The 16631-nt window shown below is 42.3% G+C and carries 15 protein-coding genes; 8 read left to right on the top strand and 7 right to left on the bottom strand.

The genetic code is table 11. From position 1 onward, the window contains the following. The 5 genes from MIC7126_RS0112770 to ftsH3 all read left to right on the top strand — a co-directional run bounded on the left by MIC7126_RS0112770 (position 1) and on the right by ftsH3 (position 5538). Positions 1–1218: an acetate kinase gene (locus tag MIC7126_RS0112770; RefSeq protein WP_017653548.1), complete on the top strand. Its 1218-nt coding sequence runs from the start codon at positions 1–3 to the stop codon at positions 1216–1218. A gap of 35 nt (positions 1219–1253) precedes the next feature. Beyond that, a complete protein-coding gene (locus MIC7126_RS0112765; protein WP_026100219.1) occupies positions 1254–2039 on the top strand; it encodes a hypothetical protein in 786 nt (261 codons plus the stop codon). 108 nt (positions 2040–2147) lie between these two features. Further along, positions 2148–2711: a transposase gene (locus MIC7126_RS0112760; protein ID WP_017653546.1), complete on the top strand. Its 564-nt coding sequence runs from the start codon at positions 2148–2150 to the stop codon at positions 2709–2711. Between the two features lie 84 nt (positions 2712–2795). Continuing rightward, positions 2796–3587, top strand: a complete 792-nt coding sequence (locus MIC7126_RS0112755) for an aminotransferase class IV (protein ID WP_017653545.1) — start codon at positions 2796–2798, stop codon at positions 3585–3587. A gap of 112 nt (positions 3588–3699) precedes the next feature. After that, positions 3700–5538 (top strand): ATP-dependent zinc metalloprotease FtsH3, encoded by a 1839-nt coding sequence (ftsH3, locus tag MIC7126_RS0112750; RefSeq protein WP_017653544.1) that lies wholly within the window; start codon positions 3700–3702, stop codon positions 5536–5538. A gap of 346 nt (positions 5539–5884) precedes the next feature. Here ftsH3 and MIC7126_RS27540 read toward each other — a convergent pair whose 3' ends face one another. The 4 genes from MIC7126_RS27540 to MIC7126_RS0112725 form a co-directional block, all read right to left on the bottom strand. Continuing rightward, positions 5885–7132, bottom strand: coding sequence for a serine/threonine-protein kinase (locus tag MIC7126_RS27540; protein ID WP_017653543.1), 1248 nt, complete (start codon positions 7130–7132; stop codon positions 5885–5887). A gap of 178 nt (positions 7133–7310) precedes the next feature. Further along, positions 7311–7679, bottom strand: coding sequence for a DUF2281 domain-containing protein (locus MIC7126_RS0112740; protein WP_017653542.1), 369 nt, complete (start codon positions 7677–7679; stop codon positions 7311–7313). A gap of 324 nt (positions 7680–8003) precedes the next feature. Continuing rightward, positions 8004–9398, bottom strand: coding sequence for a DUF456 domain-containing protein (locus tag MIC7126_RS0112730; RefSeq protein WP_026100217.1), 1395 nt, complete (start codon positions 9396–9398; stop codon positions 8004–8006). Positions 9399–9533: 135 nt separating this feature from the next. Further along, complete coding sequence (locus MIC7126_RS0112725) at positions 9534–9737, bottom strand: hypothetical protein (RefSeq protein ID WP_017653539.1); 204 nt, start codon at positions 9735–9737, stop codon at positions 9534–9536. Between the two features lie 184 nt (positions 9738–9921). On the opposite strand from MIC7126_RS0112725, the gene MIC7126_RS0112720 reads away from it, so the two are divergent. Then, the gene (locus tag MIC7126_RS0112720; RefSeq protein ID WP_238553693.1) at positions 9922–10464 is read left to right on the top strand and encodes a GNAT family N-acetyltransferase; all 543 of its coding nucleotides are present in this window, start codon (positions 9922–9924) and stop codon (positions 10462–10464) included. 529 nt (positions 10465–10993) lie between these two features. Here MIC7126_RS0112720 and MIC7126_RS0112715 read toward each other — a convergent pair. After that, positions 10994–11947: a Rieske 2Fe-2S domain-containing protein gene (locus MIC7126_RS0112715; protein ID WP_026100216.1), complete on the bottom strand. Its 954-nt coding sequence runs from the start codon at positions 11945–11947 to the stop codon at positions 10994–10996. A gap of 248 nt (positions 11948–12195) precedes the next feature. Between MIC7126_RS0112715 and MIC7126_RS0112710 the strand changes: the two genes are divergently transcribed. Continuing rightward, positions 12196–12858, top strand: a complete 663-nt coding sequence (locus tag MIC7126_RS0112710; protein WP_017653536.1) for a TetR/AcrR family transcriptional regulator — start codon at positions 12196–12198, stop codon at positions 12856–12858. 172 nt (positions 12859–13030) lie between these two features. On the opposite strand, the gene MIC7126_RS0112705 is transcribed toward MIC7126_RS0112710, so the two are convergent. Beyond that, positions 13031–13651, bottom strand: a complete 621-nt coding sequence (locus MIC7126_RS0112705) for a CP12 domain-containing protein (RefSeq protein ID WP_193787689.1) — start codon at positions 13649–13651, stop codon at positions 13031–13033. 425 nt (positions 13652–14076) lie between these two features. On the opposite strand from MIC7126_RS0112705, the gene MIC7126_RS27535 reads away from it, so the two are divergent. Next, positions 14077–15030 carry a hypothetical protein gene (locus MIC7126_RS27535; protein WP_017653534.1) on the top strand — a complete coding sequence of 318 codons (954 nt, stop codon included), beginning with the start codon at positions 14077–14079 and terminating at the stop codon, positions 15028–15030. 50 nt (positions 15031–15080) lie between these two features. Here the strand turns inward: MIC7126_RS27535 and MIC7126_RS0112695 are convergent, their stop codons facing one another. Continuing rightward, positions 15081–16451: an S-layer homology domain-containing protein gene (locus tag MIC7126_RS0112695; RefSeq protein WP_017653533.1), complete on the bottom strand. Its 1371-nt coding sequence runs from the start codon at positions 16449–16451 to the stop codon at positions 15081–15083. Positions 16452–16631: the final 180 nt, after the last annotated feature.

The following is a 16631-nucleotide window of genomic DNA, read 5'->3' as shown; positions in this document are numbered from 1 at the left end:
ATGAAAATACTAATACTCAACGCCGGATCTAGTAGCCAAAAAAGTTACTTGTATGAAATTGCAGATGAGACTTTCCCGAAAGAAGCACCGCAACCCCTGTGGGAAGGAAAAATAAATTGGACTCAAGATCGCGGTGTGGCAGAAATTGAGGTCAAAACAGCTAACGGTGAATCGCTCCATGAGTCAATTTATGCTGACTCTAGACGCGCACATGTCACCTACATGCTTTATACCCTGACTCGTGGCGCTACCAAGGTCATCGGTAATCTATCAGAAATTGATGTCGTGGGTCATCGTGTAGTGCATGGTGGTCAATATTACCGGGATAGTGTGATAATTACTGAAAAAATTAAAAAAGCGATCGCTGATCTAGCTAACCTCGCTCCTGCACACAATCCAGCGGCTTTGGAAGGAATCGAAGCTATTGAACAAAGTTTAGGTTCTGTCACTCAAGTGGCAGTATTTGATACTGGTTTTCATGCTACACTCCCTGACGCAGCGGCGATTTATCCTGGCCCCTATGAGTGGGTAGACCAAGGTATCCGACGCTACGGCTTTCATGGTATCAGTCATCAATACTGCTCTAGGCGCGCAGCAGACATTCTCAGTCGAGATTTAGCATCGTTAAAATTAATTACGTGTCATTTAGGTAACGGCTGTTCTCTAACTGCAATTAAAAACGGTCGCAGCATTGATACAACTATGGGATTCACACCCCTGGATGGGCTGATGATGGGTAGCCGTTGCGGTTCCATTGATCCAGGGATTATCATTTACCTTTTGCGCCAATCTGATTACTCTGCAGAAAGGCTAGATTATGTGCTTAATAAAGCATCTGGATTACGGGGAATTTCGGGTGTATCTAGCGATGTTCCGCAAGTCATTTCCGCGATCGCCCAAGGTAATTATCGCGCCCAGCTCGCTTGGGATATGTACATCCATCGCTTGCGTTCCGGGATTGGTTCCATGCTCGCTAGCTTAGGTGGGTTAGACGTTTTAGTCTTCACCGCAGGTGTCGGTGAACACTCTCCCGGAATTCGCCAAGCTGCTTCCGAAGCATTCGCATTTTTAGGACTAAAAATAGACGCCCAAAAAAATCAAAGCCAGCCTGTTGACGAAGATATCGCTACACCCGAATCATCAGTGCGAGTATTGGTAATTAAAACTCAGGAAGATTGGGCGATCGCTCAGGAATGTTGGCAACTTTTAAAACATTAGGTTAAGTTGTCATTGGTTATTTTTTCTCGCCTCCCATGTCTGCACTATCTCGTCAAACTATCGGTGCATCTTTCTTTATTTGTTTCTGTATGTTAGGAGTTGGTTTAATTCAATTTCCGCAACTACAAAAACTTTTAAATCGTCAACAAACTTATTCTCTGGAAACTTTAGAAAGAGAAATTCAATTAGAAAGTACCCGGCTCAATTTTCTTAAGCACATGCCGAGTTTTGGCTATGATAATTTAATTGCTGATTGGGTATATCTCAATTTTTTACAATACTTTGGTGACGATGAATTGCGTGCCAAAACCGGTTATAGCCTCAGTCCGCAATATTTTGAAGTCATTCTCAAACGCGATCCCAAATTTTTAACAGCTTATCAAAGTCTTTCTAGTAGTACTTCTCTCTATGCTGGGATGCCTGAAAAAGCTATAGAATTGATGGAAAAAGGTTTAAAATCGTTAGCGCCAAAATTGCCTGAAAGGTCTTATTATGTGTGGCGCTATAAAGGTATTGATGAGTTATTATTTCTAGGAAATTCTCAATCTGCTCACAACTCTTTCTTGACAGCAGCTAATTGGGCTAGTAACTATACAGATGCTGAAAGTCAAAATATCGTTGATATTTCTCAAAAAACAGCCAATTTCTTAAACCAAAATCCTGATAGTAAATACGCCAGAATTGCTTCCTGGGCGATGGTTTTAAATACTCAAGTTGATGAGAAAACTCGCAAAAGAGCCATCAGTGAAATCGAATCTTTAGGAGGTAAGATAGTTAGTACTCCTGAAGGCAATAAAATTATATTTCCTGAAAAAGATTGATTTATATTGACTTGTAACCTCATTTAGCAGAGGGCGAACAACCGTTCGCCCCTACAGTTGGGTTGGTATTGGGAAAAATAAATGTGGTGAATTTGTTAGATAAATTTGATGAAATATAACCCGGAAATACACGATCGCAGTTCTATGCGTTTGAAGGGCTATAATTATTCTTCTGCTGCATTTTATTTTGTGACGATTTGCACCTACAAAAGACAATGTTTATTTGGTGAAATCGTTAATGACGAAATGGTCTTGAATGAATATGGAAAAATTATTGCCGAAGAATGGCGCAAATCTTCAGAAATTCGGCAAGAAATTGAATTAGACGAATGGATCGTTATGCCTAACCATTTTCACGCAATAATTGTAATCACCTACTCCGGTTGTTCACCCTCCGATGATTCCCCCCAAACCAATGAAAATCCTCAAAAAATAGCCCCACCAATGAAACCACGATCGCTTTCATCTGCGATCGCCGGATTCAAATGTGCTACTACTAGTCGTATAAATACAATCCGCAACGCACCTGGTACTGCTGTATGGCAAAGAAATTATTATGAACACATCATTCGGAATCAATTCTCATTAGAAAAAATTCGTCAATATATCCAAAACAACCCACAATCCTGGAACAAAGACCAATTACACCCCAATATCCCGTCAAAATTGTAGGGGCGAACGGTTGTTCGCCCTCCGGTTATTAGCCCTCTGGTCGTTCGCCCTCTGGTCGTTCGCCCTCTAGTTGTTCACCCCACCATGTTCTGGTACGACGGTAAAATCATCGCATCCCAAACTTTAGAATTAGATATCAATGATCCGGGTTTATTGTATGGCGCAACGGTGTTTACAACGCTACGGGTTTATCATCAGTCGCTTGATGCTACTTTGACTGGCTGGGACTTACACTGCGATCGCCTGAAATCTAGTTTACAGTCTTTTGCTTGGCAACAACCAAACTGGCATCGCCTGCGTCAAGGTGCAGAAATTATCTGTGCAAAGTTCCCTGTTCTCAGAATTACCATCTTTCCCGATGGACGAGAATGGATTATCGGTCGATTGTTACCAACTGAATTGACAAATAACCAAAAACATGGTGTCAAATCCGTTGTTGCGGCTCCGGAACTATACCGCAGTTTACCTAATCACAAAACAGGCAATTATTTAAGCGCTTGGTTAGCAAAAGATACGGCTCAAAAACTAAATGCTCAAGAAGCGATTTTAGTTGATGCTGGGGGTAATTGGCTAGAAACCACCACAGGTAATCTTTGGGGATGGCGCGATGGTTGTTGGTGGACACCACCCTTAACAGAGCCGATTTTACCGGGAATTATGAGAACGCAGATTATCAAATGGTTAACGAACCAGCAGCAAGCGGTGAAAGAGGAACCTTGGACACAGGAGCTAGTCAAAGGATTAGAAGCGATCGCCTACTCTAACAGTGTAGTAGAAATCATCCCCATCCATAGCGTTAAGCAGCCTTCAGGATCGCTACAATATGATCCCAACCATCTGAGTTTTCAGCAAATAAGGGGGCTTTTTTTAGCATGACAGCCACGCCATTATGTTATACCTTAAGATAAGTTAACATAATTCTTAATAATGCCCTCGATTACCAGAGAAGCTACGAGAACGCACGAAAAATACAGGAGGACTGACCTCAGTGAATAAACGATGGAGAAATGCGGGGCTATATGCTCTGCTATTTATTGTTGTTATTGCTTTAGGAACAGCATTTTTTGATAAACAACCCCAAGGCAGAGAGCCATTGCGGTACAGTCAGTTTATTCAAGAAGTTGAAAAAGGGAGAGTAGATAAAGTCAGTCTGAGTGCAGACCGCTCTACAGCCCTGGTAACATCCAGAGACGGTAACAAAAAGGTAGTAACTTTAGTCAATGACCCCGACTTAATTAATACTCTGACTGCAAAAGGTGTTGATATTTCCGTTCTACCTCAAACTGATGAAGGCTTTTGGTTTAAAGCCCTCAGCAGCTTATTTTTTCCTGTATTGCTCCTAGTTGGTCTATTTTTCTTGCTCCGACGCGCTCAGAGCGGCCCTGGTAGCCAAGCAATGAATTTTGGTAAATCCAAAGCCAGAGTGCAAATGGAGCCACAAACCCAAGTCACCTTCGGTGATGTTGCGGGAATTGACCAAGCCAAGCTGGAACTTAACGAAGTTGTAGACTTTCTCAAAAATGCCGATCGCTTTACCGCAGTCGGTGCGAAAATTCCTAAAGGTGTCTTGCTAGTCGGGCCTCCAGGTACTGGTAAAACCCTCCTGGCTCGTGCTGTAGCAGGTGAAGCGGGTGTACCCTTCTTCTCCATCTCTGGTTCTGAGTTTGTGGAAATGTTCGTGGGTGTAGGTGCTTCCCGCGTCCGCGACTTGTTTGAACAAGCTAAATCCAACGCTCCCTGTATCGTCTTCATCGATGAAATTGACGCCGTTGGTCGTCAACGGGGTGCGGGTTTAGGTGGTGGTAACGACGAGCGGGAACAAACCCTCAACCAGTTGCTCACAGAAATGGATGGTTTTGAAGGTAATACTGGCATCATTATTATTGCCGCTACCAACCGTCCTGACGTTCTAGATGCAGCATTGTTGCGTCCCGGTCGCTTTGACCGTCAAGTTGTGGTAGACCGTCCTGATTACGGTGGACGTAGCGAAATCCTCAAGGTTCACGCCCGTGGTAAGACCTTGGCGAAGGATGTAGATTTAGATAAAATCGCTCGTCGTACCCCTGGATTTACAGGTGCTGATTTATCTAACCTACTCAATGAAGCTGCAATTTTAGCAGCACGGCGGAATCTGACCGAAATCTCCATGGATGAAATCAACGACGCCATTGACCGCGTGTTGGCTGGGCCTGAGAAGAAAGACCGCGTGATGAGCGAAAAACGCAAGGTTTTAGTAGCTTATCACGAAGCTGGTCACGCTTTAGTTGGTGCGTTGATGCCCGACTATGACCCAGTGCAAAAAATTAGCATTATTCCTCGCGGTCGTGCTGGTGGTTTAACTTGGTTCACTCCTAGCGAAGACCGGATGGACACGGGTTTATACAGCCGCGCTTATCTGGAAAATCAGATGGCTGTGGCTTTAGGTGGTCGGATTGCGGAAGAATTAATCTTTGGTGAAGAAGAAGTAACCACTGGTGCTTCCAACGACTTACAGCAAGTAGCGCGGGTAGCGAGACAAATGATTACCCGCTTTGGAATGAGCGACAGACTAGGCCCAGTCGCCCTCGGTCGTCAGCAAGGTAACATGTTCCTCGGTCGGGATATTATGTCAGAGCGCGATTTCTCTGAAGAAACCGCTGCTGCGATTGATGAAGAAGTCCGCAAGCTGGTAGATGTCGCTTACAGACGCGCCAAAGATGTGTTGTTAGCTAATCGCCACATTCTTGACCAAATCGCGCAGATGCTGGTGGATAAAGAAACAGTAGACGCCGATGAATTGCAAGAAATTCTGACAAATAACGATGTCAAAACTGCTGCTTTTGCATAAGCGATTTTGACGGGAATTGAAAATTTGAATTTGGGGTGGTTTTGGAGGTTTCCAGAACTACCCCATTTTTTTATAGACTAGGACTTATATCAATTCCCCAAAAGAAAACAACAGATAAATTGGTAGGGGCGAACTGGGGCGTAGCTTGCTTCTCCGTTTCGGAGTACGGCCGTACCCTGCGGGAAGGCGGATCCTACGCCCTTACAAATTATTGATGTGTCGCCAAAATTTAGATTTTTGTAGGGTGCGTTAACGAAGTAACGCACCGTCTTGTCATCATTGGGGGTGCGTTTGCGCTTTGCGACAACGCACCCTACTAATCCACTATTTAAAGCTAGACACGCCACTACTCATACCAATCCCATTTTCCATTTAAAAATGCTTTTAAACAAAACCAAGCTGGATAAGCAAATATTACAAACCAAAAACCTTGGTTTGCTTTAAAAAGTACGAATATCCATCCAGAACCCCATAAACTACCTAGACTACCCCACTTTAAGCCATGAAGAATAAGTACTATTTCTAATAGCAATATAACTGAAGCGGTAATTCTGATACCTGAACTTTCTTCTAAAAAAAATTTGCTAATTCTATCCTTCAAATTGATGTTTTGAGTGACAACAGGTGGAGATGGATGAGGCTGAGGTGTGTAAATTTGAGGATTTACAATAGGAATTTGAGAGCTATTTTTTTGTGGATTTAAAGCTTGTTCAATTTCTTTTAATTTATCTAATATTTCTTGAGTGTCTTGGGGTCTATTTCCTGGAAATGGCGCCATCAAATAATCTATTAAATCTAATATTTCTTGAGCAATATCTTTAGTGTTACTTTGCCAATTTAATTCACCAGTCCGCGGGTCTTCGGTGAATTCATGAGGAGATTTACCTGTCAGCAAATAAACAAAGGTACGCCCTAAAGCAAAAAAATCTGATTGTGGTACGGCTTTACCATTTGCTTGTTCTTGTGGGGTGTAACCTGCGGAAATAATTCCTGTGACTTGCTGACCGGCTACTTTATGCATATATGTTTGTGTAACTTCTCGCGCAGTACCGAAGTCAATTAATACTGGATTTCCATTCGGTCTGATCATAATGTTAGTTGGCTTGATATCCCGATGAAAATACTGCTGTTGGTGGACTTTGTGCAAAACTTTTGTTAGTTGTTTTAACCACCGCAATGCTGCGCGTTGACTGATGGGTTCGTTGTTTCTCTGAATTAAATATTCTGCTAAATTCATCCCCTCAATTTTTTCCATCACCAAACAATGCAGATGTTCTTGACTATTTCTTGGCAAATAGGTAAAGTAACCGTCTGAATCAACTTTGGGAATACCAGGGTGATTGAGTAGTTTGAGAACTTCTGCTTCTTGCTGAAATAGTTCGATGGCTTTGGGGTGGGTATTGAAAAGCACTTTGAGAACTTTTGCCTTACCGCAATCATCCACTTCAAAGGTTTTACCAAAACCGCCACCCCCCAGTGGTCGAATAACGCGATAGCAGCCTTCTAAAAGCAGGTCGGAGCCGCAAGCTTGACAAAACAGGGGTTGTTTGGAGTTTTGCGGCTGTGAGCAATGAGGATTGATGCAGTAGCTCATGGATAGCTACGGGATTTTTACATAACTTCTTATACTAAGATACGTGATTTATGGTATTTTTACGTAAAATAGGTTGGGTGAAGCGGAGCGTAACCCAACGCCTGAAGAAGTTGGTGTTGTTGGGTTTCACTGCGTTACACCCAACCTACAATTTTTTGCTGGAATTACCGCCACTGTATTAAAATTCTAGTGGTATACGACTTTCGTGAACCAGTTGCAGGCATTTTCTAATATCTGAACCTGACCAAGTTCCCACAAACTCTAATAAATCTTGGGCAGTGGAACCTGTTAAAGTATGCTCTGCTATAAGTGTTTGCTCTGGTTGGTTATTTACAGATATGCCGATAGGTTGATGTTTGGTTTGTAGAAACTGAACAAAGTCTAAAATTTCCTGTAATAGCGGTTCAGGTAATTTTTCTAGTTCTTGGGTAATCTGTTCTTTAATTGTCATTGTTACACCTGTGTTTACACATCCTTTAACTTTAATAAGGTCTTTACCTTTGAAGTTGCGCCCTCGGAGATTTTGACCGGAAAAGTCTAAAGCCATGTTTAACTACACGGAGTTACTCAAGATTTTACTACACGCGACTTTAGAAGATTCCGTAATCACAAGATATATTTAGCTTTTGAAGCTCAGAGGCTCATTAATGAAGTTCAAAGCCTCATTCACGGAGCTAAAAAGCTCATTAATGGAGTTCAAAGCCTCATTCACGGAGCTAAAAAGCTCATTAATGAAGTTCAAAGCCTCATTCACGGAGCTAAAAAGCTCATTAATGAAGTTCAAAGCCTCATTCACGGAGCTAAAAAGCTCATTAATGAAGTTCAAAGCCTCATTCACGAAGCTAAAAGCCTCATTGCCGAGTACACTAAATTAGCGTTCCTGCAGCAAACTGGGGAAACTATACCAGTGACGGATGGCGAGCCAAACTGCTGAGAGCAAACCGGCTAAACTGAGGGTAAGACCGCTATAGGGTATTAATAATCCAAATACAGGTAAGATTGCACCGGCAATAGTGCAAACCATTGCACCAATTGCAGCTCGGCGATTGATTCCCAAACCCCAAGACAAAGCCAGTAAAATTAGGGAAATCATCACCCAAACTAACTGTGCGTTGATTAATCGCCCCAAATAAGTTAAAGTTAGCAGACATGCAAAGAAAATCCCGCCGGCGATCGCTACATTTTTTAAGCTCATTGGTAAGGATAAGTATAGTAATAATATCCACCACAAAAATACGGCAGGGGCTAATAATAATAATCGGGGAATTATACCTGTGTTGCGAATCGGTTTGGTGTTGGTAAATACGCCAAAGGGATTTTTCACCGAAACATTATCATCAAAGATCCAAGTAAATTGCGTGCTGCGTCCCTCAACTTTCGTCTCATCGGGTACGATACCGCTAGCGAATTCCACTGGACTAAAGTTAGCTGTTGCGGTGAGGCGAAATTGAGAAAGTAACTGTCCCGCAGCGCTGTAAACCCACCGTGGCCCTGCTTGCGCTCGATAGCTGACGCGAAAGGTGGTTTCTTGTCCTGGTTGTAACTCAAAAGGAAAGCCGTAATCACCGGGGTTTGTTTGCGGTAGTCTGTTTCCTTCGCGTTCTACTTTATAACTCTTTAATAATGAGTAACCGTTTGGTGGTGGTGCTTCAAAGAAAAAATTATTAGTGTTTTTTAATTGGTTAAGGACTTTGTATTCTGCGGTGTAATCTACATCATAAATAGAACTGCGACCTTTGACGTCTACACTCTGATTTAGTTTGACTTGAATCTGGGAGCCGGCTAAGTTGAGATACCGAGTCACTGGTTGGGTAGCTTTGACGGTAACGATTTTACCGTTAACTTGGGTGTTGTAAGTGTATGGTTCTTGAGTCACGTACCGCACTTGGGGTGCAGTTTGTTCTAATTTATCACCCGCGACACTTTCCACTACTTGCGCTACCATCGCTTGCTCCCAATGGTGGTAGCGGTTGCTGAGGGTAGAACACAGAAAAAATCCCGTGACTAACAAAATTAATATCAGTGCTAAATGCTGTAATCCTTGCAATAGCTGAGAATAACGTATCGCCCATTCGCCGAAAAATACTGCTTGTTCGGTTGTTTGACGACGTAGAGAAAAATTAATGAGAGCGATCGCTACTCCCAAGGCTATAACTAAAAATACGAATAAAAGTGAACCTTTGAGTATTTCTGTGCCGAATTGTATTAGTTCATGAGGGTGTGTTAAGTCTGGTAAACCGGGAATACCCTGAGCTGTAGAGGACATTGGTGTATATTGTGTTAATTTCAATACCCAGACCAATGTCAGATCACAAAAGTTTCTGGAAGAGTTATTTGTTAAATATTTTAAAGTTCTAGGAGCAGAGAGTAAGAGTTTGAAAAATTGATTCAGCAACGCCAATTAATCTACTACTTTCAGCAATCCTCTTTGCAAGGCGTCGAATACTCTGCTAATTTGCAAGCTTTCTTGTTCGCTTAAACCTTCTTTAGATAGCAGTGTGGACATTAATAAATGTTGGTCGTGGCGGGTAATTCTACGAATAGCAAAGATCCGCTCTAAGACTGTTTCTAACTGCATTGGGGTAGCGGTGGCAGTAACTAACATGATTTTTAATAAAACTTTGTATCTTCTTCACAACTAAGTGATTGTAGAATAACAAGTTTTCATAAAGTTTGACATTAGTATCTATACGGAATCGAGCATAATTGCTTATGCGGATTTTTCGTCTTCCTAAAAGTCTTTTGTTTCAACGGTTGCGCGAACTGCTATCTGAACATTATGTGTGAAAATGTCTGTGTATTGTAGTCAGCAGTCCTCAGCTATGGAAGTGAGAGCCGAAAAACCAGAAGATATTGCTGCTATTCGCCAAGTCAATATTGCGGCGTTTGGGCGAGAAAATGAAGCCGATTTGGTCGATCAGTTGCGGGGTGTGGCGTCTAGTTTTGGTTTCGTTGCTGTAAAATCTGAGCAGGTAGTTGGACACATTTTCTTTAGTCCAGTGATTCTCGCTGGAGAATGTAGCGATAATTTGTTGATTCTGGGATTGGCGCCCGTAGCAGTACTCCCTGACTATCAGCGTCAAGGAATTGGCTCGTTGTTAATTGAAAGTAGTTTAAAAAAGTGCGATCGCTTGGGTTGTCAAGCTGTGGTAGTGTTGGGTCATCCAGAATACTACCCGCGCTTTGGGTTTATCCGCGCCACAGACAAAGGGTTAAAATGCGAATACCCTGTACCAGATGAGGCGTTTATGGTGCTGGAGTTGGTTGAGGGAGCGTTGACAGGATGCACGGGTACGGTAAAATATCGGTCAGAGTTCAGCGCTTGTGAGTAGCGATCGCTTTAAAATTTCCATCTCTACGAAAATATCTTTTTTGGAGCAGTCTATAGCGATTCCCATTCACTTGGGGTACAAAATTATATCGCACATTGTAGGGGCGAACGGTTGTTCGCCCTTACGGACACACGGTTGTTCGCCCTTACGGACACACGGTTGTTCGCCCTTACGGACACACGGTTGTTCGCCCTTATGGACACACGGTTGTTCGCCCTTATGGACACACGGTTGTTCGCCCTTATGGACACACGGTTGTTCGCCCTTACGGACACACCTTCTTAGACCAAGAAACGCTATGTAGAAATCCGATTTTATTTTTAAAAAATATAAGTATCTATACTGCTGTGTCATCACATAGCATAACACGCCAGTAGTGGACTGACACGCCTAAAATGATGCAATAGATTTTTGATGTAGTTGATATAAACCAATGCTTTTTCGTTTTTCCTAATGCACTAAATTAGCTGTGTCAGTCCACTACCATTTAAGCTTTACTATCAAAACTTTGGGGACAGATTACTAGTATTTACCAATCATGGTAAAGTTCTTCAGCATAAAACATAATCTCTTCATTGGGTAATCTAATCTTGGGTTTCTCCCTAGGATATAAGCTCTCAACTGCTCCTGTATCTTGTTCAATGACTCTTGCTCCTGCTTGTAAAACAGAATTTTTAAACAAAAATTTCATTACAGGATTATTAACCTTGACATACATTAGAATAAACGTCTTAGTTCTGTTTTCTGTCTCTGGGTAGAGAAGGTGAGTTTGAGCAATATCGCCAATGGGTGTTTTAGCAAAGAAAACTGTAGTTGAAGGAAAAGCGTATTCGAGAGTGTTACTGAGATTTTTAGGAAAAATCCCTAAAACTGGGTTTTTGATAATTTCTGTGAAAGTGTTATCTGCTCTGGTGAGTTCTTGTTGAATTTTGGTGTAATATCCATTTTTTTCAAAAGAACTAACATGACAAGATGTGATTCTAAACAATTCCTTATGAGTACCATTTTGATGATTATAGTCATAGTTAACCATCAGGTTACTCAAAAAACTACCTTGAATACTTTTCTCTCCAGTCACACCTAATAACTCATATTCATCGACAATCTTCTGGTGTAATTCTGGAATAGGTAATCTTGGTTCAAACCCAGCATAAGTCCAAACGCAATCATTTTTCACAATGATTTCTAGTGGCTGAGTTATTGGTTGAGTGTCTTCTTTATCTCCTCGTTCAAGTCTACCTTTGCTATCAAATTCTAATGCATGAAAAGGACAAGTGATGGTATTTCTTTCTTGACAAATCCAGCCGTCTGATAAAGGTGCTTGCATATGTGGACAAATATTATCCAGTGCAGAAACTTCACCTTTTTGATTTTGCCAAATCACATAATCTCGTCCGTTCAATGTGATTTTATGCGGTCGATTTACTCCCAACATTGACCTATGAGCAATCAACCAAGGCGCACCGGGTAAAATAGGTTGCATTGTCACTCCCAAATTATGTAAAATTAGTTTAATTTCCAGATTTTTACTGCTCAATAACTTTCTATTTATTGAACAAAAAATATGTCAGCAAAGCCACCAATTACCTGCTTGGCTTTGCCTTTTCGATTTTTATTAATTAACTAACTAATTTTTTAGTTAATAAGATTTACTGTAGTAAATCTTATCTTGTCTGTCAACTACTAACCAAATTATTAGTTATGATGTTTTCGTCAGGATGATGGAGAATTGTGAGTCGTTCAACACAGTCAAAACCTTCAACTCATAAACCCCGGCAAGTGCGGGATGCAGAGGCGACAAAAAAGTATATACTCGATGCAGCGGAAGTGGAGTTTGCTAAATGTGGACTCAGTGGAGCGCGGACAGAAGCGATCGCCAAAGGTGCGGGTGTCACCACAGCCATGATTTACTACTACTTCCAGAGCAAGGAAGGACTATATCAGGCGGTTTTGCAACGTCCAGCGGTGGAAATGCATGAAGGATTTAAACAGCTAAATTTGGATCAGTTCCCACCAGAACAAGCGTTAAGGATTTTGGTCAAAGAAGCGATCGCTTACGAAGCTGCTCATCCACAACGAGGGATGCTGTGGTTTCAAGAAGCCAACCAAAATCAGGGAAAGTATTTCAAACAGGGGAATTGGCAAGAAAACTTTAAATATCTGATCAATATTTTAGAGCGGGGAATGGCAGAAGGTTGTTTCCGTCAGCTTGATCCGTTTCTTACCACCATGCACATTATTGGCATTTGTAACTTCTACTTTAATGCCTACGAAAATATTAAACATACCAGACCAGATTTGCAACTACTGAGTCCAGAAATGATTGAACAGCACACACAAGCCGCAGTTAATTTTATCTTAGCCGGCGTAGGTCGCCTCAGAGAAAAGATTTGAGATTAGCTAGCTCTAGCCCCTATTTCCTAGCCTCTAACCTCCCGAAATGTCCTATGATGAAACGAGAAACGCTATAAAACCGTGCTTTGAAAGCGTGTTCTCAGACTATAACCATCACAAATTGAGGATACAACCAGTGTGAAAACACGCTCTCAACCCTCCTGAGTCACAGTCAAGAATTATACCTGCGACACTCAGGCGCATCAGGGTTTTCTCGACAGTATTCCTCAAAGGAAAGTTTGGCTGATACCATACTTTCCGCTTTTTGATGAGCAGCTTCTGCTTGCAGTTCCTCCACCTCATCCCAAGCAGCAGCACAAGCCTTAGAATAGGCTCCTTGCTGAGTACAAATAGCACGAGCCTCTTCAATTGCTTTTTGAACTCTCTCTTCTAGTAGCAGCACTTTGGGCGTATCGACAAAATCGCTTTTCGTGAGAATGTCGGTAATGGAGATGATGCCTAATAGCTTACCTTGAAACACAGGCGCTCTGCGAATACCTGTATTCGCAAATAACCGAGCGACATATTCTACAGTCAATTCTGGATTGACAATGATGCAAGGCTTGCTCATGATTTCATAAATCCGCACCTGTCTTGGGTCTTTGCCATAAGCTGTTACCTTGTAGACAATATCCGTTTCCGTCACAATGCCATAAGCATCATTATCGTAGCGACGATCCACAACCAGCGCACGCAATCCTTTTTTCTTCATCAACTCCACCGCTTCAGCAACAGTCGCCGAACCGCGAATGGTAACTACGTCTTTGGTCATGATATCTTCAGCTTTCATCATTGCTCTAGTCTCCTGGTGAATAGTTCTGTAGGATGGGATGACGTGGAGCGGAACACCTCCATAGGCGTGTCGAAACATTGCAGCACAATTTTTATCGACTAAAAAACTAAAAAGATCAACATTATTCCAGCCATAACAATAAGTTAAAACAGCTTTTAAATTTCGATGTTATCCAAAGTAACCGAAGCCAATAAAACCTGACACATGCTTTCGTGGTCAGCGTTTAAGCGCTTAACCAGAGGAGGATTATAGTCCTGACTACGAACTAACACCCAAGAGTAATAAATATTGAGAAGCGAGGATGACATCATCATCAAACCTCGGTTAGGATATTCTCTTCAAAAGAAAATAACAGCAGAAATAACTAGTGCTTTGGATTTCTGGATAGTTTTGTTACTTGGTAGTGAAGCGCTAACACTCAAACTATGCCAAATCGTCATCATCCCAATTATTTACGCTATCTCAAAGCCAGATTATGGAATTTAGGAAGACCCAGTTTTTGGGGTACAGCAATCTTTTTGTCTGTAGTGGGAATGGGAATTAGAGAATACTGGTTAAACCCAGATATTTTCACTCCAAAACCAGATAACGAGGTTGTGACTTCAAAGTCTCAAGATGCTGCGCTTTCACCTGAAGATCAAGCCATTGCTGCAGATATTGATCATTTAGCAGTCTTATTGAGTGATTCTGAGCGAGCAAGTTTGGCAATCATCGCCAGTAATTCGCAAAAAAATTCCCAAGACAAAAATAACAAAATTTTATTCCCAGATGTTCTTGGTAAACAAAGGCCTTTAGCTCATGATGCTAAACCAAATTCTACCTTGGGTTTGCTCAACGGAGTAGCTACACCCACGGTGCAAAATCCGTTTGTTTTACAAGCAGACAATTTATTGCAAATTGGCACTAATTATGGTATTCATCAGTTGTCAGGTACGCCATCGTCAATCACAGGTGCGGAACAAACGGGAACACTAACCACCACCCCTACTCAACAGATAGGATTGCTGACGCGCACTCCAAACACTCAAACTGCGACCAATCAATCAACCAACCAAAATCTTTCCCTGTTCCCCACACTCACCACCAGCCCAACCAAAACTATCGGGAATTCAACTCCTACAGAAGCGACTCTCACATCGCCCACTCTTCCCACAGTCCCAGTGAGTCGTACGCTCAACCCTGTAACCACCTACAACCAGCCATCTCTAACAGTGCCCAGTGTTACACCCCCCGACGTGTCCCAAAATTCAATCATACCTACACAGTCCAGTAATTATACTGAACAACAGCCACAGGCAACACCCCAGGATTCGCCAAAACCGCGCCCCACACCAAACCCCTACGGGGGAATTGAGATTAATGGTTACAAATATCCTTAATTTTGGGGGTATGAAGATATTTATATAAATGTATTAAAAAAATACAAACATCAAGTTGGCGGGCGCTTTAACTTTAAAGCCTCCACAGCCGATATTCCCTCACCTTGAGTGCCAAAATACCATAAAGCCGCCGCCGCTTCAGCGCGGGTAACTGGCTTTTTGGGTTGAAATAAGGTTGTATAACCAAACACCCGGCGAATAGTTGACTGTTCGCCATTCTGAAAATCAGCTAAAACTGCTCTCAAAGCTTTGGGGTCAATTTTCCCCACATCTTGAAATCCCCAAGTTTGCTTGACTGCTTCTAAATTAGCTGCAGGTAGGGCTTGACGAGTATCTAAAGGTAATTTCCATAACACTAACTGCTCCCGCGTCAGTGGTGCATCCGGACGAAACAATACTGCTGTAGCATCCCCAGACAAAGAACTAGGAATTAACCCAGCTTCGGCTAACCCCTGAATTGCTGGAAAACTCGCATCTTTCGGCGACACATCACTAAAGGCGGGTTGAGTGTTAGCTGTAGCTAAACGAATCTGTTTAGCTGGGTTATTTGCATACATAGCATTATTCGCAGCCACTAACCAACTGGCGTATTCCCTGCGGGTGATAGTTTTTGCAGGTGCAAATTGCTGGCTGGATGCATCAATACTCTTATTTGACCCAGATTCTCCAGAAAAAACACCCAACTGAGCCAAGTCTTGGATATGTTGGCGCAGTTCTGGTGGTGCGTTGTTCAAGTCGCTGAATTCCTGAGTTGCAGAGGAAGTATTAGGTGTTACTTGGCTATCAGGTGTATTTTGTGGCTCTGTTGCTAAATTTGCCGGTGGTACTGGGCCGATGAATTGTGTATCTCCTGGTTGGGGAACATTTTCAGGATTTTGTGCGGTTGTGGGACTATTGGGTAAGTACTCAATCAGTAATTCAGTAGCTGTTTGTGGTTGATTAGGTCCAGCGTTTGTAACTGATTTTGCTTGGATGGAAATATTCACAACCAAATCACCACGCTGGGCTTTAAAAGTACCACCCACATCATCTGTGGGTTGTTGTAAAATCTGCCAGTTGTTGGTTTGCAACTGGTTGCGGTAAAAACTGGTGATAAAGTTGCTAGGGTCTGAACTTTGCCAACGAGTTGATATTTGACTTTCCGAGTCAGCGACGGGTGTGACTGCTTCCAGCTTGGCGTTGGGATATAAAGGAATATCTTTGGGAAATTCAGGCGGTAATTGAATAGTTGACGTGTTAGAGCTTGTTTGCGGGTCGTTATTTTTACTTTCCCCAAACACATCTGAATTATTTTGCAGTCTGGGATCTGCAGCCAAAGACTGCTCAAGGTTCTTGGCAATAGGAGCGTTAGCGCAGGCTGTTAACGAAGTTAATAACACAGCCAAACTCAAAAAGACCGCTGGACGATTACAGGAGAGCACAGCAAATCACAAATCTAGTGTCAATTCCTACCCTAGCGCAGACTGTGGACTCTCAGATCACAAATTGGAGATTTGATCAAACAGAAGCGATCGCCAATTACCGCAAGTGCTAGACTGAGAATAACGTCGGTAAAATACCAATTTTAAACAATTAGAGAAACTTGGTGTCAACTTGCGCTT

The organism is Fortiea contorta PCC 7126 (assembly GCF_000332295.1).
Taxonomy (GTDB): Bacteria; Cyanobacteriota; Cyanobacteriia; order Cyanobacteriales; family Nostocaceae; genus Fortiea; species Fortiea contorta.
Note: the sequence above shows the minus strand (reverse complement) of the source record. Positions and strands in the feature narration are given on the sequence as shown.